Below are 26,359 nucleotides of genomic sequence, written 5' to 3' on the forward strand. Positions count from 1 at the left end.
TTCCAGTAGTTATCCCCCTCCATCGGGCAGATCCCCAGACATTACTCACCCGTCCGCCACTCGTCACCCAAGGAGCAAGCTCCTCTGTGCTACCGTTCGACTTGCATGTGTTAGGCCTGCCGCCAGCGTTCAATCTGAGCCATGATCAAACTCTTCAATTTAAGTTTGATGCTCAAAGAATTAAACTTCGTAATGAATTACGTGTTCACTCTTGAGACTTGATATTTTTTAAGTCCGTAGACTTTTGATATCAATCCTGCGAGTGCCCACACAGATTGTCTGATAAATTGTTAAAGAGCGGTGCGAACAGCGGGTTAACCGTCTGTCGCGAGGTGGCGTATATTACGCTTTCCTCCTTCAGAGTCAATCACTTTTTTCAGCGACTTTCTCCGGCGGGATGAATCACTTCGTCCCTCGCTGACCGTCTGCGTTGCCGCTTTGCCGTGTCAGTGGAGGCGCATTATAGGGATCCGATTTTTTTGCACAACCCCTTTTTTCGATCTTTTGATTCGAGTGGCGAGTTTTCATCCTTTCTGCTGAGATCACGAACGATCCGCTCAATAATTCGCTTGTCTGCCGCATCGATCGCGCTCAGGCTAGGCATAAATGAGAGAAAGGAGAAAGATCATGTCCACAGCCCTACGTCCCTATAAAAGCAGCTACCCGCAAACTGGCGATCGCGTCATGATCGACAAAAGCAGTGTTGTCGTCGGCGATGTTGTATTAGGAGACGATGTCAGCATCTGGCCGCTGGTCGCCATTCGTGGTGACGTAAATCAGGTGATCATTGGCGCACGAACCAATATTCAGGATGGCAGCGTACTTCATGTGACGCATAAGTCAGCCAGCAATCCGACGGGTTATCCCCTGGTGATTGGCGCAGATGTCACGGTAGGTCATAAAGCTATGCTGCATGGCTGCACCATCGGCGATCGCGTTCTGGTTGGCATGGGATCGATTCTGCTGGATGGTGTAATAGTAGAAGAGGATGTGATGATTGGCGCAGGTAGCCTGGTTCCACCCGGAAAGCGTCTGGAAAGTGGCTACCTGTATTTAGGCAGCCCGGTGAAACAAATTCGCCCACTAAATGAAGCCGAAATCGAAGGGCTTCGTTACTCTGCCAACAACTATGTTGGCTGGAAAAACGATTATCTCGCTCAGGAAAGCCAGACCCAGCCCTGATTATCTACCTCATCATTGCGAATAAGTTGTTCAGCTTCGTCTTCCAGATCCCAGCGATGGGCGCTAAACAGCGCCATCGCTTCTCCCTCACCGAATCGGTCATGTAAAGACGTAACTGAGATCGCGCACATCAGCCCCATACCATTAACCATCGCCGGAAAACACACCGCCTGCTGGTGTTGATCCCACTCTTCCCGATCAGGGAACTGAATAGCCTGATTCACGGCTGCATCGCCTGCTTTAATTGCGCAATCACGGGGGTGATCTCAGGCATCACACCATGCCATAACTGAAAAGCATGCGCTGCCTGCCCCACCAGCATGCCCAGCCCATCGGCGAGTTGCTGTGCCCCTTGCTGCTGGCACCAAAGCAAAAACGGCGTCAGACCTGGCTGGTAAAACATGTCATAACAGCGCGTATGGTGAGAAATCAATGAAGCAGGTAGTGGCGGCACATCGCCTTTCACACCGCTGGAAGTGGCATTGATAATCAGATCAAATGACTGACCGGCCAGAGAGGTAAAACCGCAGCCATGAATAGCTCCGCTATGCTTAAAAATATCCGCAAGCAGCTCCGCCTTTTCAACTGTACGATTCGCCACTGTGAGGGAACATCCTAATGAAAGCAGAGGCAAAATCACGCCGCGTGCCGCTCCTCCCGCTCCCACCAGCAACACCCGGTCTCCGGGACGGATCATATCAAGCCGCTCAAGATCACTCAGTAAGCCGATACCATCCGTGTTATCACCCAGAATCTGACCTTGCGCATCCTTCTTCAACGTATTGACCGCACCTGACAATGCCGCTCGCTCGCTGAGCTCATCGGCAAACTCCCACGCCTGTTGTTTGAATGGCAGCGTAACGTTCGCCCCTTTCCCACCCGACGAAAAAAACTCGCTGATTGCCTGCGGGAAACCATCCACAGGTGCACATACGCGACCATAGTGATGTTCAATTCCCGTTTGCTCTGCGAACAAGCGATGGATAAAAGGTGATTTACTGTGCTCGATCGGGTTACCAAAAACGGCAAAGTTTTCCATAAATTAGCCCTGACGGATAAGTTCGCCGCTGATAACGTCGCGAATTTCAGAAGGATTAAGACGCCCGCCAGTATCACCGGCTAAGACCGGAAACTCAGCACCAAATTGCTGAGCGACTTCCGCAACAGTACGGCACGGCGGTTCACCTGAAAGATTGGCACTGGTTGAAACCAGCGGTTTGCCAAAACGTCGGCATAACGCCTGCACATCAGGATGATCGCTAACGCGAATCGCCAGCGAGTCAAAACGTCCGGTTAACCAACGCGGCGTGTGTGGCGATGCTGGTACAACAAACGTGACCGGTCCTGGCCAGCAGGCAAACATACGTTCACGCTGCACCACGGAAAGTTCCTGATCAGCGACGTAGGGTTCCAGCTGAGTATAGTCGGCGGCAATCAGGATCAATCCTTTTTCGACTGGCCGCTGTTTCAGCGCCAGCAATGACATCACAGCACTTTCGCTGTCCGGGTCGCATCCCAGACCAAAGACCGCCTCTGTGGGATAGGCGATCACCGCATGTTGCTGTAACTGTTGAATACAGAAATCCAGACTTTCCGCTGAAGAGTGATTTTGCATCATGGTAATTCATTGTCCTGCACAACGGGTTTACCGCAGCGCTTACTGGCGCAGAAACGTTTCTTGCCCTGCGCGGTTTTCTTTTCAATTAATAGAGGGAATTGGCAGTGCGGGCAGACGCCCTCCACAGGGGTCGCATTCAGCGCAAACTGGCAGTCTGGATAACGATCGCAGGAGTGGAACGTCTTACCATAGCGCGAACGACGCTGAACCAGCTTCCCGCTTTGACACTGTGGACAAGCAATAGCCGTCTCGTCAGGCTTATCAATCGTTTCCGTATAATCACATTCAGGATAGTGGCTACATCCGACAAACATGCCAAAGCGTCCCTGACGCAGCACTTTATCAGCGCCGCACTGCGGGCAAGCATGGCCTTCCAGGACTTTAACGATATGACCATCGCCCTGGTTTTTCAGCGGGCGGATATACTCGCAGACAGGAAAGTTGGCACAGCCAAGAAATGGACCATGTTTGCCGGCACGTATCACCAGATCTGCCCCGCAAGCGGGGCAGGGATCATGTTTACGCACGGTAAATAGTGCTGATTTACTCATATAACCCGATGCATCAATCGCAAATTAATGCAGCATACCTTCATTGACGTCGAATAACAGTTCTTCCATTTGCTGATAGGCATTTTCGCATCCTGGGATGTTAAACAACACCATCAGCACCACCCATTTGAGATCTTCCAGATCGAATTCGAGGGTATCGAGGGCCATCACACGTTCGATAACCATTTCGCGAGTTTCCATATTCAGCACCTGAATTTGTTCCAGGAACAGAATAAAACCACGACATTCGGCATCCAGACGCAGGCTCTCTTCCTCCGTGTAGATTCGCATTGAGAGCGGATCGTTCGCCAGCAACACTGGCGCAACCAAACCTTCCTGGTAATCCGCCAGTCTCTCAAGCCAATTCAACGCATTGTAGATATCTTCACGATGAAAACCGGCATCAGTTAAATCATCGGTCAATTTATCCTGATCAACGCGCATTTCGGCTTCGTTGTGGATATAGGTCTCAAACAAGTACATAAGTACGTCGAACATGGCATGCCCTCCTCAATCGGACATAGCCGCCGGGTACAGCTGCGATCCATCCTGCTAACTCCAGCTCCAGCAACTGGGCTGAGATAACTGGCACAGGTTGGCCGGCACGTTCAGCGACGACGTCAACAGGTGTAACCTCATCACCTACGTTAGCCAACACGTCTGCAAATGGCAATGGAACATCGTCACTGTCTTGTGAATATATTGTTTCTGAGGTTGTTGCAGGCAACCAGCGAAGCGTGGAATGCAGATCTTCGAGAATATTATCAGGATGCACAACCAGCAACGCACCCTGCTGTATTAACCAGTGCGTCCCTTCACTGCCTGGGTTACCCAATGCACCAGGCAAGGCATAAACATTGCGGTTTTGTTCCAGTGCATAACGCGCCGTCACCAGTGAACCGCTTTTAAAAGAGGCTTCTACCACCAGCACGCCGAGACTCAGCCCGCTGATAATACGATTACGCCGTGGAAAATTGACCGCATACGGGGCCATATCCAGAGGAAACTCCGAAACCAGTGCGCCGCCGTTGTTAACGATATCCTGTGCCAGCTGACGATGACTTTTCGGATAGATATGTTTCAGCCCACTTCCCAATACCGCGATGGTTTTACCAGACGCATTGAGTGCAGCCCGATGGGCTATGCCATCGACACCCAGCGCCAGACCGCTGGTGATGGTCAATCCATTCACCGCCAGTTGTTGTGTAAAATAGCCTCCCCACTCTCTTCCATAATGCGAACAGCGGCGGCTCCCGACGACAGCAAGTTGCGGGGTATGTAATGCTGCGACATTACCCACCACATACAATAATGAAGGAAAACGACTGATTTCAGCCAGCGCAGGGGGAAAATCGCTATCCAGCACCGAAAGCAGCTGATGTTGTGGATTCTCCAGCCACTGGTGGGTGCGTAAAAGCTGCCGTGGACATAGCGTATGAAATTGTTTTCGCTGCGCTTCGCTCAGTCGCTGCGACGCCATTAAATCATCATCCATATGCCCGGTAGTTTGCAGCCTTTCCGCCAGATGACGGACCTGCTGCCCGCTGAGTCCTTTCACATTTGCCAGCCTGAGCATCCACTCAATTTTATCCACGCCTCACTCCCTGTTCAGCCGGTGTCATTATGCGGTGCAATGCTGTCAATCAGGCCCCAAAAAGTCTACAATATGAGGTAGTAATCTTTTCTTTAACGCATACAGATCTGGAAATTTATGTCAGTTTTGCAGGTATTACATTACCCTGATGACCGTCTTCGCAAAATCGCGGCACCGGTGAAAACCGTCGATGCTGGGGTGCAACGCATCGTCGATGACATGTTTGAAACGATGTACGCCGAAGAAGGCATTGGCCTTGCGGCGACTCAGGTTGATATTCATCAGCGCATTATCGTGATTGATGTGTCGGAAAGCCGTGAAGAGCGTCTGGTGTTGATCAACCCGGAGTTGCTGGAAAAAGGCGGCGAAACCGGCATCGAAGAAGGTTGTCTCTCCATCCCGGAACAACGCGCTTTTGTACCGCGCGCCGAGTGGGTGAAAGTGCGCGCGCAGGATCGTGATGGCAACACTTTCGAGCTTGAAACCGATGGCTTGCTGGCGATCTGCATTCAGCATGAAATCGACCATCTTGATGGCAAACTTTTTATTGATTATCTGTCCCCGCTGAAACGTCAGCGCATTAAACAGAAACTGGAAAAACTGGCACGCCAGAATGCACGCGCATCCTGAGTGCAAATAGAAGGTTAAACTGTGTCCGCACCGCTAAAAATCATCTTTGCCGGTACACCTGACTTTGCAGCGCGTCATCTTGACGCGTTGCTTGCTTCTGAGCATCAGGTGGTTGGCGTCTTCACGCAGCCCGATCGCCCTGCCGGGCGTGGCAACAAACTCACGCCCAGCCCGGTAAAAGTACTGGCACAGGCTCATGACGTTCCGGTTTTTCAGCCGAAATCATTAAAACCTGCAGAGAACCAGCATCTGGTCGCCGACTTGCAAGCTGATGTCATGGTGGTGGTGGCTTATGGCCTGATTCTGCCAAAAGCAGTGCTGGATATGCCGCGTCTGGGTTGTATCAATGTTCACGGTTCACTGCTGCCGCGCTGGCGTGGTGCCGCGCCGATTCAACGTTCACTCTGGGCTGGCGATGCCGAAACCGGCGTGACCATTATGCAGATGGATGTAGGCCTGGATACCGGCGACATGCTGTATAAACTCGCCTGTCCGATTACCGAACATGACACCAGTGCCACGCTGTATGACAAGTTAGCGCAACTCGGCCCTGAAGGAATGCTGAAGACACTGGCGCAGCTGGCTAACGACAGTATCCAGCCGGAAAAACAGGACGAAGCGCTGGTCAGCTACGCTGAGAAGTTGAGCAAAGAAGAGGCCCGTCTCGACTGGACGCTGTCTGCCGCACAACTCGAACGTTGTATTCGCGCATTCAATCCCTGGCCGATGAGCTATTTCATGGTTGATGATCAACCGGTGAAAGTCTGGCAAGCCAGCGTGTTACCTCATCAGGCCAAACAGCCTGGTGAAATACTTCATGCCGATAAGCAAGGTATTCAGATTGCGACGGCTGATGGTGTTCTGAATTTGCTCTCGCTACAGCCTGCCGGTAAAAAAGCCATGTCCGCACAGGATCTGCTTAACTCGCGCCGCGAATGGTTCACTCCTGGCAGCATTCTGGCCTGATCCCATAGCCCGGTTAATACCGGGCTTTTTGTTTGATGAATGAATTGCATGAAAAAAACGACAAACCTGCGTAGCCTGGCCGCGCAACTAATTGAACGCGTAGTGGATAAAGGCGAATCGCTGAGCGCTATTCTGCCTGGTGCGCAAAAAGCGCTGTCCGATAAAGACGCTGCGTTATTGCAGGAGCTCTGCTTTGGCGTCATGCGTACCTTGCCGCAGCTTGAAGCATTAATTGGCAAGCTGATGGAGCGCCCCTTAACCGGCAAACAGCGCGTTCTCCATTATCTGATTATGGTCGGACTGTATCAGTTGCTGTATACCCGGATACCGCCCCATGCTGCGCTGGCGGAAACCGTGGCCGGTGCTGAGGTGCTGAAGCGTGCCAACCTGAAAGGATTACTCAATGGCGTATTGCGCCAGTTCCAGCGTCAGCAGGAAGCGCTGGTAGCTGAAGTGGATCAGGGTACGCAGCGCTATTTACATCCCGGCTGGTTGCTTAAACGTTTGCAAACCGCATGGCCTGAGCAGTGGGAGCAGATTGTTGAAGCGAATAATCAGCGCCCGCCAATGTGGCTGCGCGTCAATCGTCAGCATCACTCTCGTGACGCATGGCTGGCATTACTTGCGCAGGCAGAAAAGAACGCTTTCCCGGGGGATGCCCCTGATGCACTGCGTCTGGAAGCTCCGGCTCCTGTCGGGCAGTTACCCGGTTTCGATCAGGGCTGGGTAACGGTGCAGGATTTATCCGCACAGCGCTGCGCGTTGTTGCTTGAACCACAGAATGGCGAAACCATCCTCGATCTTTGTGCCGCCCCGGGTGGAAAAACCACCCATATCCTTGAAATCGCACCGCAGGCGCAGGTGTTAGCCGTCGATATTGATGAGCAACGTCTGGTGCGCGTAAAGGACAATCTGCAACGCCTCGGCATGCAGGCAGATGTGCGTCAGGGAGATGGCCGTACCCCGACACAATGGTGTGGTGATCAGCAATTTGACCGTATTCTGCTGGATGCCCCCTGTTCGGCAACCGGAGTGATTCGTCGCCATCCCGATATTAAATGGCTGCGACGCGATCGGGATGTCGCCGAACTGGCCAGCCTGCAACGTGAAATCCTCGCAGCGGTATGGCCACGACTGAAAAGCGGGGGCACACTGCTTTACGCCACCTGCTCGATCCTGCCGGAAGAAAACCATCAGCAAATCAGCGCATTTCTGGACACCCATCCCGATGCGACAGCTGAGACATTGCCGCAAGGCCAGGCGAATGGCTGGCAGGTATTTCCCAGCACAGATGGCGGAGATGGTTTCTTCTACGCTAAGTTGATGAAAAAATAATACGGCGCAATCTGACAAGAGCTCATCGCGATGAAAATTATTATCCTCGGTGCCGGACAGGTCGGCGGAACCCTCGCAGAAAACCTGGTAGGTGAAAACAACGACATTACCGTGGTGGACAGTGACCCCACCCGTTTGCGTCAGTTACAGGACAAATTTGATCTGCGCGTCGTACACGGTCATGGTTCTCATCCACGCATTCTGCGCGAAGCGGGTGCTGAGGATGCCGATATGCTGGTTGCCGTAACCAGTTCGGACGAAACCAATATGATCGCTTGTCAGATCGCCTATTCGCTTTTCAATACGCCAAACCGTATTGCCCGTATTCGTGCGGCCGATTATCTGCGAGACGCTGAAAAACTGTTTGTACCCGAAGCGGTGCCAATCGACCATTTGATCTCACCTGAACAACTGGTGATCGACAATATCTACCGGTTGATCCAGTATCCCGGCGCGCTGCAGGTGGTGAACTTTGCCGAAGGAAAAGTGAGTCTGGCTGTGGTCAAAGCCTATTATGGTGGGCCACTGGTGGGGAATCCGCTCTCCATTTTGCGCGAACACATGCCGCATATCGATACCCGTGTTGCCGCCATCTTCCGCCAGGATCGCCCGATTCGTCCGCAGGGTTCAACTATCGTTGAAGCGGGTGATGAAGTCTTCTTTATCGCGGCAAGCCAACATATTCGTGCGGTGATGAGCGAGATGCAGCGTCTGGAAAAACCCTACAAACGCATCATGTTGGTTGGCGGCGGGAATATTGGCTTTGGCCTGGCGCAGCGTCTGGAAAAACAGTACAGCGTCAAGTTAATCGAACGAAATCCGCAACGTGCGGCTGAACTGGCCGAGCAGTTGCAGGATACGATCGTATTCTACGGTGATGCTTCGGATCAGGAGTTGCTGGCAGAAGAACATGTCGATCAAATCGATCTGTTTATTGCTGTAACCAACGACGATGAAGCCAACATCATGTCAGCAATGCTGGCGAAGAAAATGGGAGCGAAAAAGGTCATGGTGTTGATCCAACGCCGGGCCTATGTTGATCTGGTTCAGGGGAGCGTGATCGATATTGCTATTTCACCGCAGCAGGCCACCATTTCCGCGCTGTTGGGACACGTGCGTAAAGCTGACATTGTCGGTGTTTCATCATTACGCCGCGGTATCGCTGAGGCGATCGAAGCGATCGCTCATGGTGAAGAGACAACTTCACGCGTGGTCGGACGCCTGATTGAAGATATTAAATTGCCACCCGGCACCATCATTGGTGCTGTAGTGCGTGGCGATGAAGTGATCATTGCTAATGATAACGTGCGCGTAGAACAGGGGGATCATGTGATCATGTTCCTGACCGACAAGAAGTTTGTGCCAGATGTCGAACGGCTATTCCAACCAAGCCCCTTCTTCCTGTAATCGCTGCGGGCAATCCGTTGCCCGCCGTGATAATCCAACTTAATCCCTTGTTGTAATGGCAAATGTTGAAAGGTTTGTTAAACTTTAGGCATTGGCCAGGACAAGGAGATAACAATGAGTTTTTTCAAAGAGTTTCGTGATTTTGCGATGCGTGGCAATGTGGTTGACCTCGCAGTTGGTGTGATTATCGGTGCCGCTTTCGGTAAAATTGTTTCATCGCTGGTGGCTAATATCATCATGCCACCATTAGGCTTGCTGATCGGCGGGGTCGATTTTAAGCAATTCAAATGGGTACTCAAACCCGCAGAAGGCGCAGTAGCGCCTGTAGTGATGGAATACGGCGTGTTTATTCAGAGTATTTTTGATTTCGTAATCGTGGCGCTTGCCATTTTTATCGCTATCAAGCTCATGAATAAATTGTATAAAAAGAAAGAAGTGGAAAAGCCGGATCCAAAACCATCCAACGAAGAGTTGTTACTGACGGAAATTCGTGACCTGCTTAAACAACAAAATAACAAAATCTGATTCAAGGAACCGCCTGACCAGGCGGTTTTTTATGATTAAAACCAGAAGGCCAGTGGTAAACAGCTTTGCTTACCACTGGCCTCCCAGCTACCTCGTTTCGCATATTTGTCTTTGCGACGATAGCTACCTTTCCCTTTTTGATTCTGTTCTACACGCTGGCGAAAGAGCGGATCGTGTAATAATGCCTCGATAGCGTTGTCTTTAATCTGACCTTTTTGGTGCTGATAACGGCTCATATTCCCTCCGGTTAGTGATTGCGCAACTATAGGCCTTTGCGCCATAAATTCAATCCTTACTACAGCAAATTTCCGGATGCGGTTCTTCTCCATTCTCCAGGGCCTCCAGGATTGAGCAACAGGCGCTGCTATGTAAATCACCACAGCAGGTTTCCGCCAGTCGCTGCAACGAACGCTGGATAGTTTGCAACTCAGCAATCATTAAACTGACCTCATCAAGACGCTTCGCCACAATAGCTTTAGATTCCTGACAGGTATGATGTTCAGGATCGATGCGGATCGATAATAACCCACGAATAGAATCGAGGCTAAACCCCAGCTGACGCCCATAACGGATAAAGCGCAGACGTTGTAAGTCATCATCACTATATAAACGAAATCCCCCTTCGGTTCTGACTTCATGATCCATCATCTGTTGTTTTTCATAAAAACGAATGGTGTCAGGTGTGACATCTGCCATTTTGGCTAGCTGACCGATACGGTACATATTATTTCTCCTGCATCAGACGCTGTTTAATCGCATCACTATACTCGCCACGCAGAAACCCGGTACTCATTCCCGCCTGACGTAATTTGAGCTCCAGTAAACTCAGTCGTTTCGATAGTTCATGGGCCTGATGATCATCAGGATCCAATTCCCGAAGCAGATCCTGAACTTGCATGGCTTCACGGCGCATTTCCAACTCTGGCGGTAAAAATCCGGCATTCTTCAACAACCGGTACCCCGTACGCAGTTCTTCAGGGACACCACTTTCATCATCGAGTTGCAACGGCGCACCCTCACCAGGCAAATTGCTAAGTTCACCTTTTTCCTGAGCAGCAAGAATGTGCTGTTCGGCAAGTTGATCAATTAACCACATGAGTCGCTCCTGATCGGGATATCAGCCATCAGCATAGCGGAAGGGGGGGAAATGGGAAGAAACGACAGGTAATAAAAAACCCGCCGAAGCGGGTCTTTTACGTTACTGCAAATTACTCTGCAGCAGCTTCTGCTTGAGCTTCTGGACGATCAACCAGCTCGATGTATGCCATCGGAGCGTTGTCACCAGCACGGAAGCCACACTTCAGAATACGAGTGTAACCACCGGCACGGCTCGCGAAACGCGGGCCCAGCTCATTAAACAGTTTTGCCACGATCTCGTTATCACGAGTGCGGGCGAATGCCAGACGACGATTAGCTACGCTGTCGGTCTTGGCAAGAGTAATCAGCGGCTCAACTACGCGACGCAGCTCTTTGGCTTTCGGCAGAGTCGTCTTAATGATCTCATGACGAACCAGAGAACCAGCCATGTTGCGGAACATAGCCTGACGATGGCTGCTGTTACGGTTCAGTTGACGACCACTCTTACGATGGCGCATGACCTTATCCTTCTCAGTGAAACCTTAACCTGTGATCCGGTTATTCATCAGCGATGCTTGCCGGTGGCCAGTTTTCCAGGCGCATGCCCAGAGACAGACCACGTGAGGCCAGCACGTCTTTAATCTCGGTAAGAGATTTTTTACCCAGGTTAGGCGTTTTGAGCAGCTCAACCTCGGTACGCTGTACCAGATCACCGATGTAGTGGATAGCTTCTGCCTTAAGGCAGTTAGCAGAGCGGACAGTCAATTCCAGATCGTCAACAGGGCGCAGCAGGATCGGATCGAATTCTGGTTTCTCTTCTTTCACTTCCGGCTGACGTACATCACGTAAGTCAACGAAAGCTTCCAGTTGTTCTGCCAGGATGGTTGCCGCACGACGAATCGCCTCTTCAGGATCGATTGTGCCGTTGGTTTCCATTTCGATGACCAGCTTGTCCAGGTCGGTACGCTGTTCAACACGCGCTGCTTCAACATTGTAGGCGATACGGTCTACAGGGCTGTAGCATGCGTCAACTAACAGACGGCCGATTGGGCGCTCATCTTCTTCCGAATGAATTCGGGCAGAAGCCGGCACATAACCACGACCACGCTGAACTTTGATACGCATGCTAATAGATGCGTTTTCATCGGTCAGATGGCAGATCACATGCTGCGGCTTGACGATTTCGACATCACCGTCGTGGGTAATGTCGGCTGCAGTCACAGGGCCAATGCCAGATTTATTCAAGGTCAGAATGACTTCATCTTTACCCTGAACTCTTACCGCCAGCCCTTTCAGGTTAAGCAGGATTTCCAGGATATCTTCCTGTACGCCCTCTTTGGTGGAGTACTCGTGGAGCACGCCATCAATCTCAACCTCGGTCACCGCGCAACCCGGCATGGAAGAAAGCAGAATACGGCGCAGTGCGTTGCCAAGAGTATGGCCAAAGCCACGCTCTAACGGCTCAAGGGTCACCTTGGCGTGCGTCGAACTCACTTGCTCGATATCTACCAGGCGCGGTTTTAGAAACTCTGTCACAGAACCCTGCATTGTGTCCTCTCTTTGGTACTAAGCTTTACTTAGAGTAAAGCTCGACGATCAGGTGTTCGTTAATGTCCGCAGACAGATCAGTACGCTCAGGAATACGCTTGAACACACCTTCCATCTTAGTCGCATCAACTTCCAGCCAGGTTGGCTTTTCACGCTGCTCAGCCAGCTCCAGAGCGGCCTTCACGCGAGATTGCTTTTTGGCTTTCTCACGGATGCTAACGACATCATTCGGAGATACCTGATAAGAAGCGATGTTAACAACGCGGCCGTTCACCAGGATAGATTTGTGGCTAACCAGCTGACGTGACTCTGCACGAGTGGCACCAAAACCCATACGGTAAACTACGTTATCCAGACGACCTTCCAGCAGAGCTAACAGGTTTTCACCGGTGTTGCCTTTCAGACGCGCTGCTTCTTTATAGTAGTTACGGAACTGACGCTCCAGCACGCCGTAGATACGACGAACTTTTTGCTTTTCACGTAACTGACCGCCGTAATCAGACAGACGCGGTTTACGCGCACCATGCTGACCAGGGGCTTGTTCAATTTTGCACTTGGAATCGATCGCGCGAACACCAGACTTAAGGAATAAGTCAGTGCCCTCACGACGGCTCAGCTTGAGCTTAGGACCCAAATATCTTGCCATTTTCTTTCTCCAACTATCCTAAAAACGAGGCGTTATACGCGACGTTTTTTCGGCGGACGACAACCGTTGTGAGGGATCGGAGTCACATCAGTAATATTAGTGATGCGGAAACCAGCGGCGTTCAGAGCACGAATAGTAGATTCGCGACCCGGACCCGGACCCTTAACCATAACTTCCAGGTTCTTAATACCGTAATCTTTCACGGCTTCTGCACAGCGCTCTGCAGCGACCTGAGCAGCAAACGGGGTAGATTTACGTGAACCGCGGAAACCGGAACCACCGGCGGTTGCCCAACCCAGTGCGTTACCCTGACGATCAGTAATGGTAACGATGGTGTTGTTAAAAGAAGCATGGACGTGAGCCACGCCATCTGAGACTTGCTTTCTTACACGCTTACGTGCACGAACTGGTGCCTTTGCCATTATTTACTCACCCCGATTATTTCTTGATCGGTTTACGCGGACCCTTACGGGTACGTGCGTTGGTCTTGGTACGCTGACCGCGCACTGGCAGACCACGACGATGGCGCAAACCACGATAGCAACCAAGGTCCATCAGACGCTTGATGCTCAGGGTGATTTCACGGCGCAGATCACCTTCTACAACGAATTTCGCAACTGCATCACGCAGCTGATCAATTTGTTCTTCAGACAGCTCACTGATCTTAACATTTTCAGCGATGCCCGTTTCAGCACAGATGGCTTTAGAACGGGTTTTGCCGATACCGAAAATCGAAGTTAATGCGATAACGGTGTGTTTTTGATCAGGAATGTTAATGCCTGCTATACGGGCCACTATGCACTCCTATAATTAAATAAATGCGAACCATGCTGAAAAGCCCGTTTTCAGGATACTCAAATGGAAACGCATCGACATACAAAAGATTGGCTGGCTAATCTAGCCAGCTCAACCCGACTTTGCAAGAAAAATATGTGAGAAAATCAGCCCTGGCGCTGTTTATGCTTAGGCTCGGCGCTGCAGATCACACGTACGACACCGTCGCGACGGATGATTTTGCAGTTACGACATAATTTCTTGACGGAAGCACGAACTTTCATTTTTACTCTCCGTAACTTCTCAAGCGCCTGAATTAACGGCCGTAGCCTTTCAGGTTAGCTTTCTTCAATGCAGACTCGTACTGACTCGACATCATCAGAGTTTGCACTTGAGCCATAAAGTCCATGATGACAACCACTACGATGAGCAGTGAAGTACCGCCAAAGTAGAAGGGAACCTTCATGGCATCACGCATGAACTCCGGGATCAGGCAGATAAAGGTAATATACAGTGCGCCGATTAAGGTCAGACGTGTCATTACTTTATCGATATACTTCGCCGTTTGCTCTCCCGGACGAATTCCCGGTACGAATGCACCAGACTTCTTCAGGTTATCTGCTGTTTCACGCGGGTTGAAAACCAACGCCGTGTAGAAGAAACAGAAGAAGATGATTGCAGTCGCATAGAGTAGCACATAAAGCGGCTGTCCTGGCTGCAAATACAGCGAAATTGTTGTCAGCCAGTTCCAACCGGTACCGCCCCCGAACCAGGATGCTATCGTTGCCGGGAACAGGATAATGCTGGAAGCGAAGATTGCCGGGATAACCCCTGCCATGTTCACTTTCAACGGTAAATGTGTGCTCTGTGCAGCATAAACACGACGACCTTGCTGACGTTTAGCGTAGTTCACCACAATACGGCGCTGACCACGTTCCACGAAAACAACGAAGAAGGTCACTGCGAATACGAGAACTGCAACCAACAGCAACAGGAGGAAGTGCAGGTCACCTTGCCGCGCTTGCTCGATGGTATGGCCAATGGCCGGCGGGAGACCCGCAACGATACCAGCAAAGATAATGATCGAAATACCGTTACCGATACCACGTTCAGTAATCTGTTCGCCCAGCCACATCAGGAACATTGTTCCAGTAACCAGACTCACAACAGCGGTAAAGTAGAAGGCAAAGCCTGGATTAATCACCAGACCCTGCATTCCAGGCATATTCGGCAGACCGGTAGCAATACCGATCGACTGGAATACGGCCAAAACCAGCGTGCCATAACGGGTATACTGGCTAATCTTACGACGGCCAGCCTCCCCTTCTTTCTTAATCTCCGCTAACGCCGGATGAACCACCGTCAGCAGCTGGATAATAATAGAGGCCGAAATATACGGCATAATACCCAGTGCAAAGATTGAGGCACGACTGAGAGCACCACCAGAGAACATGTTAAACATTTCAATGATGGTGCCACGCTGTTGCTCAAGCAGTTTGGCAAGTACAGTGGCATCGATACCGGGGATTGGAATAAAAGAGCCAATACGGAAGACAATCAGTGCACCGATAACAAACAGTAGTCTGCGCTTCAGTTCACCAAAGCCACCTTTGGCACTTTGAAAATCTAATCCCGGTTGCTTTGCCATCTGCTACTTATTCCTCGATTTTACCGCCAGCAGCTTCGATTGCAGCACGAGCACCTTTGGTGACACGCAGACCGCGAACCGTTACCGGTGCAGAAACTTCACCAGACAGAATCACTTTCGCAAATTCAATCTGAACACCGATAATGTTTGCTGCTTTCAGCGTGTTCAGGTCAACGATACCGCCTTCAACTTTCGCCAGGTCAGAGAGACGAATCTCTGCAGTAACCATTGCTTTGCGAGAAGTGAAACCGAACTTCGGCAGACGACGGTACAGAGGCATCTGACCACCCTCGAAACCACGACGTACGCCACCGCCAGAACGAGACTTCTGACCTTTGTGACCACGACCGCCGGTTTTACCGAGGCCAGAACCGATACCACGACCCAAACGCTTAGAAGCGTGTTTAGACCCTTCGGCCGGAGACAGAGTGTTTAAACGCATCTCTTACTCCTCCACTTTCAGCATGTAGGAAATCGCGTTGATCATACCGCGTACAGCCGGCGTGTCTTCACGCTCAACGGTGTGACCAATACGACGCAGACCCAGACCAACCAGAGTGGCTTTATGCTTAGGCAGGCGGCCGATTGAGCTACGGGTTTGTGTAATTTTAATAGTCTTCGCCATGGTGATTACCCCAGAATTTCTTCAACGGATTTACCACGCTTGGCAGCGACCATTTCCGGAGATTTCATATTGCCCAGGCCGTCGATAGTTGCACGAACCACGTTGATCGGGTTGGTGGAACCATAGGCTTTTGCCAGAACGTTATGAACTCCAGCGACTTCCAGAACAGCGCGCATTGCACCACCGGCGATGATACCGGTACCTTCAGAAGCCGGCTGCATGAACACACGAGAACCCGTGTGCGCACCTTTAACAGGGTGCTGCAGGGTGCCGTGAGTCAGCGCGACGTTAATCATATTGCGACGGGCTTTTTCCATCGCTTTCTGGATCGCTGCTGGAACTTCGCGCGCTTTACCGTAACCAAAACCGACGCGACCGTTACCATCACCTACCACAGTCAGAGCTGTGAAGGAGAAAATACGACCACCTTTAACAGTTTTAGATACACGGTTTACCGCGATCAGTTTTTCCTGCAGTTCGCCAGCTTGTTTCTCGATGTGTGCCATCTTAGACCTCTACCTTAGAACTGAAGGCCAGCTTCACGAGCAGCATCTGCTAGTGCCTGGACGCGACCATGATATTGGAAACCGGAACGGTCGAAAGAAACATCTTTGATGCCTTTTTCGATTGCGCGCTCAGCCAGAGCTTTACCTACAGCTGCAGCGGCGTCTTTGTTGCCGGTATACTTCAGTTGTTCAGCGATAGCTTTTTCTACAGTAGAAGCAGCAACCAGAACTTCGGAACCGTTCGGGGCGATTACCTGTGCGTAAATGTGACGCGGGGTACGATGTACCACCAGGCGAGTAGCACCCAGCTCTTTGAGCTTGCGACGTGCACGGGTCGCACGACGGATACGAGCAGATTTCTTATCCATAGTGTTACCTTACTTCTTCTTAGCCTCTTTGGTACGCACGACTTCGTCGGCGTAACGAACACCCTTGCCTTTGTAAGGCTCAGGACGACGGTAGGCGCGCAGATCAGCTGCAACCTGACCAATCAACTGCTTATCAGCGCCTTTCAGCACGATTTCAGTCTGAGTTGGGCATTCGGCAGTGATGCCAGCCGGCAGTGCATGGTCAACAGGGTGAGAGAAGCCCAGGGCCAGACTCACAGAGTTGCCTTTTACAGCTGCACGATAACCAACACCGACCAATTGCAGCTTCTTGGTGAAGCCTTCGGTAACACCAATAACCATGCCGTTCAGCAGCGCACGGGCAGTACCTGCCTGTGCCCAACCATCCGCATAACCTTCGCGCGGAGCGAAAGTCAGGGCGTTGTCTGCATGCTTAACTTCAACAGCCTGGTTGATAGTACGAGTCAGCTCGCCGTTTTTACCTTTGATCGAAACTTCCTGACCGTTGAGTTTTACCTCTACGCCGGCAGGAACAACGACAGGTGCTTTTGCAACACGAGACATGTTTTCCTCCGATTACGCTACGTAGCAGATAATTTCGCCACCAAGACCAGCCTGGCGCGCTGCACGATCAGTCATAACACCTTTAGATGTAGAAATTACAGCGATGCCCAGACCAGCCATTACTTTTGGCAGCTCATCTTTTTTCTTATAGATGCGCAGACCAGGACGGCTAACACGCTGAATGTTATCTACAACAGCTTTACCCTGGAAATACTTAAGAGTCAGTTCCAGTTCCGGCTTGATGTCGCCTTCGATTTTAAAATCTTGAATATAGCCTTCTTCCTTCAGCACGTTGGCAATTGCCACTTTCAGCTTGGAGGAAGGCATAGAGACCGCAACTTTGTTCGCGGCCTGACCGTTACGGATACGGGTCAGCATATCCGCGATCGGATCTTGCATGCTCATCTGTGTTACTCCCGTGATTCAAATGGTGACAATTACCAGCTTGCCTTTTTCAGACCCGGGATTTCACCGCGCATTGCGGCTTCACGGACCTTGATACGGCTCAACCCAAACTTCCGCAGGAAACCGTGCGGACGACCTGTTTGACGGCAGCGGTTACGCTGACGTGAAGGGCTGGAATCACGCGGCAGACTCTGCAGCTTGAGAACGGCATCCCAACGATCTTCGTCAGAAGCGTTCACATCAGAAATGATCGCTTTCAGCTCAGCGCGTTTTGCGAAGAACTTGTCTGCTAATTTCACACGCTTAACTTCGCGTGCTTTCATAGATTGCTTAGCCATGAAGTAACCCTACCTTACTTGCGGAACGGGAAGTCAAAGGCAGCCAGCAGAGCACGGCCTTCATCATCAGATTTCGCAGTAGTGGTAATGGTAATATCCAAACCACGAACGCGATCGACTTTGTCGTAGTCGATTTCTGGGAAGATGATCTGCTCACGAACGCCCATGCTGTAGTTACCACGACCGTCGAAAGACTTCGCAGACAAGCCACGGAAGTCACGGATACGCGGTACAGCAATAGTGATCAGGCGCTCAAAGAACTCCCACATGCGCTCGCCGCGCAGAGTTACTTTACAGCCGATCGGATAGCCCTGACGGATTTTGAAGCCTGCAACTGATTTGCGTGCTTTGGTGATCAGCGGTTTTTGACCGGAGATTGCTGCCAGATCTGCTGCTGCGTTATCCAGCAGTTTCTTGTCAGCGATCGCTTCACCAACACCCATGTTCAGGGTGATCTTCTCGACCCGAGGGACTTGCATGACAGAATTGTAGCCGAACTCAGTCATGAGTTTCTGGACTACTTCGTCTTTGTAGTAATCATGCAGTTTCGCCATCGTACTACTCCAAATTACTTGATAGTTTCGCTATTAGACTTGAAGAAACGGACTTTTTTGCCTTCTTCGAATCTAAAGCCTACACGGTCAGCCTTGCCGGTTGCCGCATTGAAGATTGCAACGTTAGAAACCTGAATAGCGGCTTCTTTTTCAACGATGCCACCTGGTTGGTTCAGAGCCGGAACCGGCTTTGAGTGTTTCTTAACCAGGTTGATACCTTCAACGATGACCTTACCAGAAGTCAGGACATTCTTTACTTTACCGCGTTTACCTTTATCTTTGCCGGTCAACACGATAACTTCATCGTTACGACGGATTTTCGCTGCCATTGTTCGCTCCTTAGAGTACTTCTGGTGCCAGAGAGATAATTTTCATGAACTTTTCAGTACGAAGTTCACGAGTTACCGGCCCAAAAATACGCGTTCCGATAGGCTGCTCTGAGTTATTGTTCAAAATAACGCAAGAGTTGCCATCGAAGCGAATGACAGAACCGTCCGGGCGACGAACACCCTTCTTGGTGCGCACCACTACCGCCTTCAGGACATCACCTTTTTTCACCTTACCACGCGGAATTGCTTCCTTGATGGTAACTTTGATGATATCGCCGACGCCTGCGTAGCGACGGTGCGAGCCACCCAGAACCTTGATACACATTACGCGACGTGCACCGGAGTTGTCGGCGACGTTCAGCATAGTCTGTTCTTGGATCATTTTAGTGCTCCGCTAATGTCAACTACTACTTCGGGACCCAAAACCTCAGGTCGTTAAAAAGCCCCATAATTGAGGGCGCGGCATTATAACACCGGTTCTCGAATATGGGTAGAAAAAATGAACGGCTCGTGGGGAGCCGTTCATTTTGTTTTTTAGAGGAAGCAGATTCTATTACAGAACCGCTTTCTCTACAACGCGAACCAGAGTCCAGGACTTAGTCTTGGACAGCGGACGGCATTCGCGGATTTCAACCACGTCGCCGATACCGCATTCGTTGTTCTCGTCATGGATGTGCAGCTTAGTCGTACGCTTAATGAATTTACCGTAGATCGGGTGCTTCACGAAACGCTCGATAGCAACAACTGCAGATTTCTGCATTTTGTCACTAACAACACGACCTTGCAGAGTACGGATTTTATCGGTCATTACGAACCCGCCTTCTCAGTCAGTAAAGTCTTAACACGTGCAACATCACGGCGCACATTCTTCAGCAGATGGGTCTGCTGCAGTTGGCCAGATGCTGCCTGCATGCGCAGGTTAAACTGCTCACGCAGCAGGTTAAGCAGCTCAGCGTTCAGCTCTTCAACGCTTTTTTCACGCAGCTCAGTTGCTTTCATTACATCACCGTCTTAGTTACAAAGGTGGTTTTGATAGGCAGTTTTGCTGCTGCCAGCTTGAATGCTTCACGGGCCAGCTCTTCCGGTACGCCGTCCATTTCATACAGGACTTTACCAGGCTGGATCAGGGCAACCCAATACTCCACGTTACCCTTACCTTTACCCATACGCACTTCCAGCGGCTTCTCGGTGATCGGTTTGTCCGGGAATACACGGATCCAGATCTTACCTTGACGCTTAACTGCACGGGTCATAGCACGACGTGCTGCTTCGATCTGACGTGCAGTCAGACGACCACGGCCAACAGCTTTCAGACCGAAAGTACCGAAGCTAACATCCGTACCCTGCGCCAGACCGCGGTTACGGCCTTTGTGCACTTTACGGAATTTCGTACGCTTTGGTTGTAACATCAGCGACTCTCCTTACTTACGGCCTTTACGCTGCTGCTTTTTAGGTTGAGCAGCCGGTTCCGGTTGTTCAACAGCAGCCATACCACCCAGGATCTCACCTTTGAAGATCCATACCTTAACGCCGATTACACCATAAGTGGTGTGCGCTTCAGAGGTGTTGTAGTCAATGTCAGCACGCAGAGTGTGCAACGGTACGCGACCTTCGCGGTACCATTCGGTACGTGCGATTTCCGCGCCGCCCAGACGGCCGCTAACTTCAACTTTGATACCCTTCGCGCCCAGACGCATGGCGTTCTGTACTGCACGCTTCATAGCACGACGGAACATCACACGACGCTCCAGCTGTGAAGTGATGCTGTCAGCTACCAGTTTCGCGTCCAGTTCCGGTTTACGGACTTCAGCGATGTTGATCTGTGCAGGAACGCCAGCGATATTCGCGACGACCGTACGCAGTTTTTCTACGTCTTCACCTTTCTTACCGATAACGATACCCGGGCGAGCAGTGTGAATGGTCACACGGATGCTCTTAGCCGGACGCTCGATAACGATACGAGATACAGACGCTTTTGCCAGTTCTTTAGTCAGGAACTGACGTACTTTAAAATCGCTGTCCAGGTTGTCAGCGAATTCTTTGGTGTTCGCAAACCAGGTAGAGTTCCATGGTTTTACAATACCCAGGCGAATACCATTAGGATGTACTTTCTGACCCATTGCTAGTCTCCAGAGTCTCAGCGATCGGACACAACCACAGTAATGTGGCTGGTGCGCTTCAGGATGCGATCTGCACGACCTTTTGCACGCGGCATAATGCGCTTCATGCTTGGGCCTTCGTCTACGAAAATTTTCGCAACTTTCAGATCGTCGATATCAGCGCCATCGTTGTGTTCGGCGTTAGCAATGGCAGATTCCAGGACTTTCTTAACCAGTACAGCCGCTTTCTTGTTGGTGTAAGTCAGAATATCCAGAGCCTGCGACACTTTCTTACCGCGAATCAGGTCAGCAACGAGGCGAACCTTCTGAGCAGAAGAACGAGCATGGCGATGTTGAGCAATAGTTTCCATCTCTTCCTCCTACTTATTTCTTCTTGGCTTTCTTATCAGCAGCGTGGCCGCGATAAGTACGTGTCGGTGCAAATTCACCCAGCTTGTGGCCGACCATTTCGTCGGAAACAAAGACAGGAACGTGCTGACGACCATTATGGACAGCGATGGTCAAACCGATCATGTTAGGGAAGATCGTTGAACGACGGGACCAGGTGCGCAGGGGCTTCTTGTCTCCGCTTTCCACCGCTTTCTCTACCTTCTTCAGCAAGTGCAGGTCAATAAAAGGACCTTTCTTGAGAGAACGTGGCATGGCTTATCCTCTAAAATTATTTGCTACGGCGACGTACGATAAATTTATCAGTACGCTTGTTGCTACGGGTCTTCTTACCTTTGGTCTGAATGCCCCACGGCGTTACCGGGTGCTTACCAAAGTTACGACCTTCACCACCACCGTGCGGGTGATCGACTGGGTTCATCGCAGTACCGCGAACGGTAGGACGAACACCACGCCAACGGGTTGCACCGGCTTTACCCAGAACGCGCAGCATGTGCTCAGCGTTACCGACTTCGCCCAGAGTTGCGCGGCAGTCAGCTTCGACTTTACGCATTTCACCTGAACGCAGACGCAGGGTCACGTAGGAACCTTCACGCGCAACGATCTGCACGTAAGCACCAGCTGAGCGAGCAATCTGACCGCCTTTGCCTGGTTTCATTTCTACGTTGTGCACAGTAGAACCAACTGGGATGTTACGCATCGGCAGGGTGTTACCTGCTTTAATCGCAGCATCAACGCCAGACTGAATCTGGTCGCCAGCTTTCAGGCCTTTAGGGGCCAGGATGTAACGGCGTTCGCCATCTTTGTACAGAACCAGTGCGATGTTCGCAGAACGGTTCGGATCGTACTCAAGACGCTCAACAACTGCCGGGATACCATCTTTGTTGCGTTTGAAGTCAACAATACGGTAAGCCTGCTTATGACCACCACCGATATGACGGGTAGTGATACGACCATTGTTGTTACGACCACCGGATTTGCTGTTTTTTTCAACCAGCGCGGCAAAAGGCTTGCCTTTGTGCAGCTCAGGGTTCACCACTTTAACTACGTGACGACGACCCGGAGATGTCGGTTTACATTTAACAACTGCCATTGTCTTTCTCCTCCGACTTACTCAGCGCCGCCGACGAAGTCCAGGTTCTGGCCTTCTTTCAGGGTGACGTAAGCTTTTTTCCAGTCGCTACGACGACCGATACGCTGTCCGTGACGCTTAACTTTACCCTTAACAACCAGGGTGTTTACGTCTTTAACTTCTACTTCGAACAGTTTCTCGACAGCAGCAACGATCTCTGCTTTGGTCGCGTCTTTAGCAACTTTGAGAACGATGGTATTGGTTTTTTCCATCGCGGTAGATGCTTTTTCAGATACGTGCGGCGCGCGCAGTACTTTCAGCAGACGTTCTTCACGGATCATGCCAGCATCTCCTCAACTTGCTTAACTGCTTCAGCAGTCATAACGACTTTGTCGAAGGCGATCAGGCTAACTGGGTCGATACCCGCTGCATCACGCACGTCAACCTTGTACAGGTTACGCGCAGCCAGGAACAGATTCTCATCCAGTTCACCGGTGATGATCAGCACGTCTTCCAGCGCCATGTCTTTCAGTTTCTGTGCCAGCAGCTTGGTTTTCGGTGCTTCAACAGAGAACGACTCGACAACGATCAGACGGTCCTGACGTACCAGTTCGGACAGGATGCTTTTCAGCGCGCCGCGGTACATCTTTTTGTTAACTTTTTGACTGTGGTCCTGCGGACGTGCAGCGAAGGTCACGCCACCTGAACGCCAGATCGGGCTCTTGATAGAACCTGAACGCGCACGGCCGGTACCTTTCTGGCGCCACGGCTTTTTGCCTGAACCAGTTACTTCAGCACGAGTTTTCTGCGCACGAGTACCCTGACGAGCACCAGCAGCGTAAGCAACAACAACCTGGTGAACCAGCGCTTCGTTGAAATCACGACCGAAGGTAGTTTCGGAAACAGTCAGCGCGCTCTGCGCGTCTTTCAATACTAATTCCATTGCTATCCCCTTACGCCTTCACAGCTGGTTTAACGATCAGGTCGCTACCGGTCGCACCCGGAACAGCACCTTTCACCAGCAGCAGGTTGCGCTCAGCGTCAACACGTACTACTTCCAGGCTCTGAACGGTTACGCGCTCATTACCCAGCTGGCCAGCCATTTTCTTGCCTTTGAACACTTTGCCCGGAGTCTGGTTCTGACCGATAGAACCCGGTACGCGGTGAGACAAGGAGTTACCGTGAGTCGCGTCCTGGGTACGGAAGTTCCAGCGCTTAACGGTACCTGCGAAACCTTTACCTTTAGAGGTACCGGTTACGTCTACTTTTTTAACGTCAGCGAAAATTTCAACACTGATGCTCTGGCCAACAGAGTATTCCTCACCTTCGGTGCGGAATTCCCACAGACCACGGCCAGCTTCAACGCCAGCTTTAGCAAAATGACCTGCTTCCGGTTTGGTCACACGGTTAGCTTTTTTAGCACCGGTGGTAACCTGGATCGCCTGGTAACCATCGTTCTCCAGACCTTTGACCTGGGTAACGCGGTTTGCTTCAACTTCGATTACGGTGACGGGGATAGATACGCCATCTTCAGTGAAGATGCGGGTCATGCCCACTTTTTTACCGACTAAACCAATCATTGTTTCAACCTCTCAATCGCTCGATGACCTGATTAACCCAGGCTGATCTGCACGTCTACACCGGCAGCCAGATCCAGACGCATCAGAGCATCAACGGTTTTTTCAGTTGGCTCAACGATGTCTACCAGACGCTTGTGAGTGCGGATTTCGTACTGATCACGCGCATCTTTGTTAACGTGCGGAGAGATCAGAACGGTGAAGCGCTCTTTGCGAGTCGGCAGCGGGATCGGACCACGTACCTGCGCACCAGTGCGCTTGGCAGTCTCAACGATTTCCGCGGTTGATTGATCGATCAGGCGATGATCAAACGCTTTAAGACGGATACGGATTCTTTGGTTCTGCATGAGACCAGAGCTCCAAACATTTTATAAACGAAAAAAATTACTACCCACACCCATTACGATTGATGGGGGAGTGTAATCGTTCAGCATATAACTCCCCAATTGGGAGTATTGTCAGGCGGCCTAGCTTACAGCCACCTGCGATTCTGCTCGAATCGCGCCTGCCAATATCGGCAGGCCCGCGCATTATACGCAAATCTGTTCAGGAAGCAACCCGTGGTGTGTTTTTAATCAGAATAGCGAGAGAAAGGAAAAGAAAAGCCCGCGTTGATCGCAAATCGCAGCGGGCGGAGATGCACAGCAAAGATAATACTATCAGCTGCCCCCCTCCTCCTCTCTGACCTGAATTTGCGATTGCAGGTAATTCGGGAGACCAATCTTGCTCACCAAATCCAGCTCGGTTTCCAGCCAGTCGATATGATGCTCTTCCTCTGCCAGAATCTCGATCATCATGTCACGACTGACATAATCGTGAACTTTATCCGCATAGGCAATCGCTTCGCGCAGGTCCTTCGCACCTTCCAGTTCCAGCGCCAGGTCAGACTGCAGCATTTCCGGAACATCTTCACCAATACGCAACCGACCCAGATCCTGCAGATTGGGAATCCCTTCAAGAAAAAGAATGCGTTCAATGTACTTGTCCGCATGCTTCATTTCATCAATGGATTCGTGGTATTCCACATCATTGAGGCGTATCAGGCCCCAGTTTTTGAACATGCGCGCATGAAGAAAGTACTGATTGATTGCAACCAGCTCATTCCCCAGCAATTTGTTGAGATGATTTATGATTTTAGTGTCGCCCTTCATTTCGCTTCCTCCGCTTCCAGTTCATTAGAGCGTAGATGCGGATAAAAAGAAGTCAAAAAAACGCGACAGTTTTTGTGGTTATTACCAAAGCAGGTCTGGCATCAGGCAATTTCTTTGTATAGCGGCACCTGCTGCAATTCGTCATCCATAATCTCACGCGCAGCGCGAATGCATTTACCACACTGTTTTCCAATAGGAACCAGCTGGCGCAAATGCTGAATAGATTTAGGCTGATAGCGGCGGACCACCTCGCGGAGGGTTTTATCACTCACGGCATTACACAGACAGACGTACATTTACTGCGGACTCCAGTACAATTTCTGATCAAAGTGTAAATGAGAATGGTTTTTATTTCAAACCTGGATTTTGTGTGGGATTAACATCCATCTGCGAGGAATTTTCAGCATAAAAAAAGAGCACCGAAGTGCTCTTTTTTCAATTGCTCAGATGGCTACCGAAGCAGCCACCTGTGTCAACGCAATTAAGCGATAACTTTAGCAACAACGCCCGCACCAACGGTACGGCCGCCTTCGCGGATTGCGAAGCGCAGACCTTCGTCCATCGCGATCGGGTGAATCAGGGTAACAACCATTTTGATGTTGTCGCCCGGCATTACCATCTCTACGCCTTCCGGCAGTTCTACTGAACCGGTTACGTCAGTTGTACGGAAGTAGAACTGAGGACGGTAGCCTTTGAAGAACGGAGTATGACGGCCGCCTTCGTCTTTAGACAGAACGTAAACTTCTGACTCGAACTGAGTGTGCGGCTTGATGGTACCCGGCTTAGCCAGTACCTGACCACGCTGGATGTCTTCACGCTTGATACCGCGCAGCAGAACACCACAGTTTTCACCAGCCTGACCCTGATCCAGCAGTTTGCGGAA

46 protein-coding genes and 1 pseudogene are annotated in these 26,359 nt (G+C 50.9%); 7 read left to right on the top strand and 40 right to left on the bottom strand.

Features of this window, described 5'->3' with window-relative positions:
• Together CUN67_RS30280 and CUN67_RS18090 are read left to right on the top strand one after the other, a co-directional pair.
• Nucleotides 1-215: hypothetical protein (locus CUN67_RS30280; RefSeq protein ID WP_217621297.1), on the top strand; the 215-nt coding region annotated here is incomplete at its 5' end.
• A gap of 412 nt (nucleotides 216-627) precedes the next feature.
• Complete coding sequence (locus tag CUN67_RS18090; RefSeq protein WP_208716694.1) at nucleotides 628-1,182, top strand: gamma carbonic anhydrase family protein; 555 nt, start codon at nucleotides 628-630, stop codon at nucleotides 1,180-1,182.
• On the opposite strand, the gene CUN67_RS18095 is transcribed toward CUN67_RS18090, so the two are convergent.
• From CUN67_RS18095 to dprA, 6 genes are read right to left on the bottom strand one after another with little or no spacing between them, the layout of a single operon-like run.
• Nucleotides 1,158-1,406 (bottom strand): DUF1488 domain-containing protein, encoded by a 249-nt coding sequence (locus CUN67_RS18095; RefSeq protein WP_208716695.1) that lies wholly within the window; start codon nucleotides 1,404-1,406, stop codon nucleotides 1,158-1,160. The two genes, CUN67_RS18090 and CUN67_RS18095, sit on opposite strands and share 25 nt — an antisense overlap.
• Complete coding sequence (gene aroE / locus CUN67_RS18100; RefSeq protein WP_208716696.1) at nucleotides 1,403-2,221, bottom strand: shikimate dehydrogenase; 819 nt, start codon at nucleotides 2,219-2,221, stop codon at nucleotides 1,403-1,405. The genes CUN67_RS18095 and aroE overlap by 4 nt, the downstream gene beginning before the upstream one ends.
• A gap of 3 nt (nucleotides 2,222-2,224) precedes the next feature.
• Nucleotides 2,225-2,797, bottom strand: coding sequence for an L-threonylcarbamoyladenylate synthase type 1 TsaC (gene tsaC / locus CUN67_RS18105; protein WP_208717262.1), 573 nt, complete (start codon nucleotides 2,795-2,797; stop codon nucleotides 2,225-2,227).
• Nucleotides 2,797-3,351, bottom strand: coding sequence for a DNA topoisomerase family protein (locus tag CUN67_RS18110; protein ID WP_208716697.1), 555 nt, complete (start codon nucleotides 3,349-3,351; stop codon nucleotides 2,797-2,799). Before CUN67_RS18110 ends, tsaC begins: the two co-directional genes overlap by 1 nt.
• A 24-nt stretch (nucleotides 3,352-3,375) precedes the next feature.
• Nucleotides 3,376-3,849, bottom strand: coding sequence for a DUF494 family protein Smg (gene smg, locus CUN67_RS18115; protein WP_084877288.1), 474 nt, complete (start codon nucleotides 3,847-3,849; stop codon nucleotides 3,376-3,378).
• A complete protein-coding gene (dprA, locus tag CUN67_RS18120; protein WP_208716698.1) occupies nucleotides 3,821-4,945 on the bottom strand; it encodes a DNA-protecting protein DprA in 1,125 nt (374 codons plus the stop codon). Before dprA ends, smg begins: the two co-directional genes overlap by 29 nt.
• A gap of 117 nt (nucleotides 4,946-5,062) precedes the next feature.
• On the opposite strand from dprA, the gene def reads away from it, so the two are divergent.
• The 5 genes from def (at nucleotide 5,063) to mscL (ending at nucleotide 9,808) form a co-directional block, all read left to right on the top strand.
• Nucleotides 5,063-5,575 carry a peptide deformylase gene (gene def / locus CUN67_RS18125; RefSeq protein ID WP_084877293.1) on the top strand — a complete coding sequence of 171 codons (513 nt, stop codon included), beginning with the start codon at nucleotides 5,063-5,065 and terminating at the stop codon, nucleotides 5,573-5,575.
• Between the two features lie 21 nt (nucleotides 5,576-5,596).
• A complete protein-coding gene (gene fmt, locus CUN67_RS18130) occupies nucleotides 5,597-6,541 on the top strand; it encodes a methionyl-tRNA formyltransferase (protein WP_208716699.1) in 945 nt (314 codons plus the stop codon).
• Between the two features lie 48 nt (nucleotides 6,542-6,589).
• Nucleotides 6,590-7,876 carry a 16S rRNA (cytosine(967)-C(5))-methyltransferase RsmB gene (gene rsmB / locus CUN67_RS18135; RefSeq protein ID WP_208716700.1) on the top strand — a complete coding sequence of 429 codons (1,287 nt, stop codon included), beginning with the start codon at nucleotides 6,590-6,592 and terminating at the stop codon, nucleotides 7,874-7,876.
• 30 nt (nucleotides 7,877-7,906) lie between these two features.
• Nucleotides 7,907-9,283, top strand: a complete 1,377-nt coding sequence (gene trkA, locus CUN67_RS18140; protein WP_084877300.1) for a Trk system potassium transporter TrkA — start codon at nucleotides 7,907-7,909, stop codon at nucleotides 9,281-9,283.
• 114 nt (nucleotides 9,284-9,397) lie between these two features.
• Nucleotides 9,398-9,808: a large-conductance mechanosensitive channel protein MscL gene (gene mscL / locus CUN67_RS18145; RefSeq protein WP_208716701.1), complete on the top strand. Its 411-nt coding sequence runs from the start codon at nucleotides 9,398-9,400 to the stop codon at nucleotides 9,806-9,808.
• A 35-nt stretch (nucleotides 9,809-9,843) separates the two neighbouring features.
• Here mscL and CUN67_RS18150 read toward each other — a convergent pair whose 3' ends face one another.
• The 34 genes and pseudogenes from CUN67_RS18150 to tuf form a co-directional block, all read right to left on the bottom strand.
• Nucleotides 9,844-10,044 (bottom strand): alternative ribosome-rescue factor A, encoded by a 201-nt coding sequence (locus tag CUN67_RS18150; RefSeq protein WP_208716702.1) that lies wholly within the window; start codon nucleotides 10,042-10,044, stop codon nucleotides 9,844-9,846.
• A 49-nt stretch (nucleotides 10,045-10,093) separates the two neighbouring features.
• Nucleotides 10,094-10,531 (bottom strand): Zn(2+)-responsive transcriptional regulator, encoded by a 438-nt coding sequence (gene zntR, locus CUN67_RS18155; RefSeq protein ID WP_208716703.1) that lies wholly within the window; start codon nucleotides 10,529-10,531, stop codon nucleotides 10,094-10,096.
• Nucleotide 10,532: 1 nt separating this feature from the next.
• Complete coding sequence (locus CUN67_RS18160) at nucleotides 10,533-10,904, bottom strand: DUF1992 domain-containing protein (protein ID WP_208716704.1); 372 nt, start codon at nucleotides 10,902-10,904, stop codon at nucleotides 10,533-10,535.
• 112 nt (nucleotides 10,905-11,016) lie between these two features.
• Nucleotides 11,017-11,403: a 50S ribosomal protein L17 gene (gene rplQ, locus CUN67_RS18165; RefSeq protein ID WP_003850180.1), complete on the bottom strand. Its 387-nt coding sequence runs from the start codon at nucleotides 11,401-11,403 to the stop codon at nucleotides 11,017-11,019.
• 40 nt (nucleotides 11,404-11,443) lie between these two features.
• Nucleotides 11,444-12,433, bottom strand: coding sequence for a DNA-directed RNA polymerase subunit alpha (locus tag CUN67_RS18170; protein ID WP_007891688.1), 990 nt, complete (start codon nucleotides 12,431-12,433; stop codon nucleotides 11,444-11,446).
• Nucleotides 12,434-12,458: 25 nt separating this feature from the next.
• Nucleotides 12,459-13,079 carry a 30S ribosomal protein S4 gene (gene rpsD / locus CUN67_RS18175; protein ID WP_084877316.1) on the bottom strand — a complete coding sequence of 207 codons (621 nt, stop codon included), beginning with the start codon at nucleotides 13,077-13,079 and terminating at the stop codon, nucleotides 12,459-12,461.
• A 32-nt stretch (nucleotides 13,080-13,111) separates the two neighbouring features.
• Nucleotides 13,112-13,501, bottom strand: a complete 390-nt coding sequence (gene rpsK / locus CUN67_RS18180; protein ID WP_004160563.1) for a 30S ribosomal protein S11 — start codon at nucleotides 13,499-13,501, stop codon at nucleotides 13,112-13,114.
• Between the two features lie 16 nt (nucleotides 13,502-13,517).
• Entirely contained in the window at nucleotides 13,518-13,874 is a 357-nt protein-coding gene (gene rpsM / locus CUN67_RS18185; protein WP_013510755.1) for a 30S ribosomal protein S13, read from the bottom strand.
• 146 nt (nucleotides 13,875-14,020) lie between these two features.
• On the bottom strand, nucleotides 14,021-14,137 hold the full coding sequence (gene rpmJ / locus CUN67_RS18190) for a 50S ribosomal protein L36 (protein ID WP_004160566.1): 117 nt from the start codon (nucleotides 14,135-14,137) through the stop codon (nucleotides 14,021-14,023).
• Nucleotides 14,138-14,169: 32 nt separating this feature from the next.
• A complete protein-coding gene (secY, locus tag CUN67_RS18195) occupies nucleotides 14,170-15,501 on the bottom strand; it encodes a preprotein translocase subunit SecY (RefSeq protein ID WP_013510756.1) in 1,332 nt (443 codons plus the stop codon).
• 7 nt (nucleotides 15,502-15,508) lie between these two features.
• The gene (gene rplO / locus CUN67_RS18200; RefSeq protein ID WP_208716705.1) at nucleotides 15,509-15,943 is read right to left on the bottom strand and encodes a 50S ribosomal protein L15; all 435 of its coding nucleotides are present in this window, start codon (nucleotides 15,941-15,943) and stop codon (nucleotides 15,509-15,511) included.
• Between the two features lie 3 nt (nucleotides 15,944-15,946).
• Nucleotides 15,947-16,126 carry a 50S ribosomal protein L30 gene (rpmD, locus tag CUN67_RS18205; RefSeq protein WP_013510758.1) on the bottom strand — a complete coding sequence of 60 codons (180 nt, stop codon included), beginning with the start codon at nucleotides 16,124-16,126 and terminating at the stop codon, nucleotides 15,947-15,949.
• Between the two features lie 5 nt (nucleotides 16,127-16,131).
• Nucleotides 16,132-16,632: a 30S ribosomal protein S5 gene (rpsE, locus tag CUN67_RS18210; protein WP_013510759.1), complete on the bottom strand. Its 501-nt coding sequence runs from the start codon at nucleotides 16,630-16,632 to the stop codon at nucleotides 16,132-16,134.
• Between the two features lie 14 nt (nucleotides 16,633-16,646).
• Entirely contained in the window at nucleotides 16,647-17,000 is a 354-nt protein-coding gene (gene rplR, locus CUN67_RS18215) for a 50S ribosomal protein L18 (protein WP_013510760.1), read from the bottom strand.
• Between the two features lie 9 nt (nucleotides 17,001-17,009).
• Nucleotides 17,010-17,543: a 50S ribosomal protein L6 gene (rplF, locus tag CUN67_RS18220; RefSeq protein WP_208716706.1), complete on the bottom strand. Its 534-nt coding sequence runs from the start codon at nucleotides 17,541-17,543 to the stop codon at nucleotides 17,010-17,012.
• A gap of 12 nt (nucleotides 17,544-17,555) precedes the next feature.
• A complete protein-coding gene (gene rpsH / locus CUN67_RS18225) occupies nucleotides 17,556-17,948 on the bottom strand; it encodes a 30S ribosomal protein S8 (protein ID WP_208716707.1) in 393 nt (130 codons plus the stop codon).
• A 32-nt stretch (nucleotides 17,949-17,980) separates the two neighbouring features.
• Entirely contained in the window at nucleotides 17,981-18,286 is a 306-nt protein-coding gene (rpsN, locus tag CUN67_RS18230; protein ID WP_006120592.1) for a 30S ribosomal protein S14, read from the bottom strand.
• A 14-nt stretch (nucleotides 18,287-18,300) separates the two neighbouring features.
• The gene (rplE, locus tag CUN67_RS18235; RefSeq protein WP_013510763.1) at nucleotides 18,301-18,840 is read right to left on the bottom strand and encodes a 50S ribosomal protein L5; all 540 of its coding nucleotides are present in this window, start codon (nucleotides 18,838-18,840) and stop codon (nucleotides 18,301-18,303) included.
• 14 nt (nucleotides 18,841-18,854) lie between these two features.
• The gene (rplX, locus tag CUN67_RS18240) at nucleotides 18,855-19,169 is read right to left on the bottom strand and encodes a 50S ribosomal protein L24 (protein WP_084877324.1); all 315 of its coding nucleotides are present in this window, start codon (nucleotides 19,167-19,169) and stop codon (nucleotides 18,855-18,857) included.
• Between the two features lie 10 nt (nucleotides 19,170-19,179).
• On the bottom strand, nucleotides 19,180-19,551 hold the full coding sequence (gene rplN, locus CUN67_RS18245; RefSeq protein WP_013510765.1) for a 50S ribosomal protein L14: 372 nt from the start codon (nucleotides 19,549-19,551) through the stop codon (nucleotides 19,180-19,182).
• 171 nt (nucleotides 19,552-19,722) lie between these two features.
• The gene (gene rpsQ / locus CUN67_RS18250) at nucleotides 19,723-19,977 is read right to left on the bottom strand and encodes a 30S ribosomal protein S17 (protein ID WP_013510766.1); all 255 of its coding nucleotides are present in this window, start codon (nucleotides 19,975-19,977) and stop codon (nucleotides 19,723-19,725) included.
• A complete protein-coding gene (rpmC, locus tag CUN67_RS18255; protein WP_013510767.1) occupies nucleotides 19,977-20,168 on the bottom strand; it encodes a 50S ribosomal protein L29 in 192 nt (63 codons plus the stop codon). Before rpmC ends, rpsQ begins: the two co-directional genes overlap by 1 nt.
• Nucleotides 20,168-20,578 carry a 50S ribosomal protein L16 gene (gene rplP / locus CUN67_RS18260; RefSeq protein ID WP_002438716.1) on the bottom strand — a complete coding sequence of 137 codons (411 nt, stop codon included), beginning with the start codon at nucleotides 20,576-20,578 and terminating at the stop codon, nucleotides 20,168-20,170. Before rplP ends, rpmC begins: the two co-directional genes overlap by 1 nt.
• A 12-nt stretch (nucleotides 20,579-20,590) precedes the next feature.
• Entirely contained in the window at nucleotides 20,591-21,289 is a 699-nt protein-coding gene (rpsC, locus tag CUN67_RS18265) for a 30S ribosomal protein S3 (protein ID WP_009087585.1), read from the bottom strand.
• A gap of 17 nt (nucleotides 21,290-21,306) precedes the next feature.
• On the bottom strand, nucleotides 21,307-21,639 hold the full coding sequence (gene rplV / locus CUN67_RS18270; RefSeq protein ID WP_007891659.1) for a 50S ribosomal protein L22: 333 nt from the start codon (nucleotides 21,637-21,639) through the stop codon (nucleotides 21,307-21,309).
• Nucleotides 21,640-21,652: 13 nt separating this feature from the next.
• On the bottom strand, nucleotides 21,653-21,931 hold the full coding sequence (gene rpsS, locus CUN67_RS18275; RefSeq protein WP_001138115.1) for a 30S ribosomal protein S19: 279 nt from the start codon (nucleotides 21,929-21,931) through the stop codon (nucleotides 21,653-21,655).
• A gap of 16 nt (nucleotides 21,932-21,947) precedes the next feature.
• On the bottom strand, nucleotides 21,948-22,769 hold the full coding sequence (gene rplB, locus CUN67_RS18280; protein WP_208716708.1) for a 50S ribosomal protein L2: 822 nt from the start codon (nucleotides 22,767-22,769) through the stop codon (nucleotides 21,948-21,950).
• A 17-nt stretch (nucleotides 22,770-22,786) separates the two neighbouring features.
• Nucleotides 22,787-23,089, bottom strand: a complete 303-nt coding sequence (gene rplW, locus CUN67_RS18285) for a 50S ribosomal protein L23 (protein ID WP_010618574.1) — start codon at nucleotides 23,087-23,089, stop codon at nucleotides 22,787-22,789.
• A complete protein-coding gene (gene rplD, locus CUN67_RS18290; protein WP_013510769.1) occupies nucleotides 23,086-23,691 on the bottom strand; it encodes a 50S ribosomal protein L4 in 606 nt (201 codons plus the stop codon). The genes rplW and rplD overlap by 4 nt, the downstream gene beginning before the upstream one ends.
• A gap of 10 nt (nucleotides 23,692-23,701) precedes the next feature.
• The gene (gene rplC, locus CUN67_RS18295; RefSeq protein ID WP_208716709.1) at nucleotides 23,702-24,328 is read right to left on the bottom strand and encodes a 50S ribosomal protein L3; all 627 of its coding nucleotides are present in this window, start codon (nucleotides 24,326-24,328) and stop codon (nucleotides 23,702-23,704) included.
• Nucleotides 24,329-24,360: 32 nt separating this feature from the next.
• Nucleotides 24,361-24,672, bottom strand: coding sequence for a 30S ribosomal protein S10 (gene rpsJ / locus CUN67_RS18300; protein WP_001181005.1), 312 nt, complete (start codon nucleotides 24,670-24,672; stop codon nucleotides 24,361-24,363).
• Between the two features lie 312 nt (nucleotides 24,673-24,984).
• Complete coding sequence (bfr, locus tag CUN67_RS18305) at nucleotides 24,985-25,476, bottom strand: bacterioferritin (protein WP_208716710.1); 492 nt, start codon at nucleotides 25,474-25,476, stop codon at nucleotides 24,985-24,987.
• Nucleotides 25,477-25,577: 101 nt separating this feature from the next.
• On the bottom strand, nucleotides 25,578-25,772 hold the full coding sequence (gene bfd, locus CUN67_RS18310) for a bacterioferritin-associated ferredoxin (RefSeq protein ID WP_013510772.1): 195 nt from the start codon (nucleotides 25,770-25,772) through the stop codon (nucleotides 25,578-25,580).
• A 185-nt stretch (nucleotides 25,773-25,957) separates the two neighbouring features.
• Nucleotides 25,958-26,359, bottom strand: a pseudogene (gene tuf / locus CUN67_RS18315) (elongation factor Tu); the annotation flags it as partial.

Origin of the sequence: Pantoea cypripedii, assembly GCF_011395035.1 — a bacterium.
Lineage (GTDB): Bacteria > Pseudomonadota > Gammaproteobacteria > Enterobacterales > Enterobacteriaceae > Pantoea > Pantoea cypripedii_A.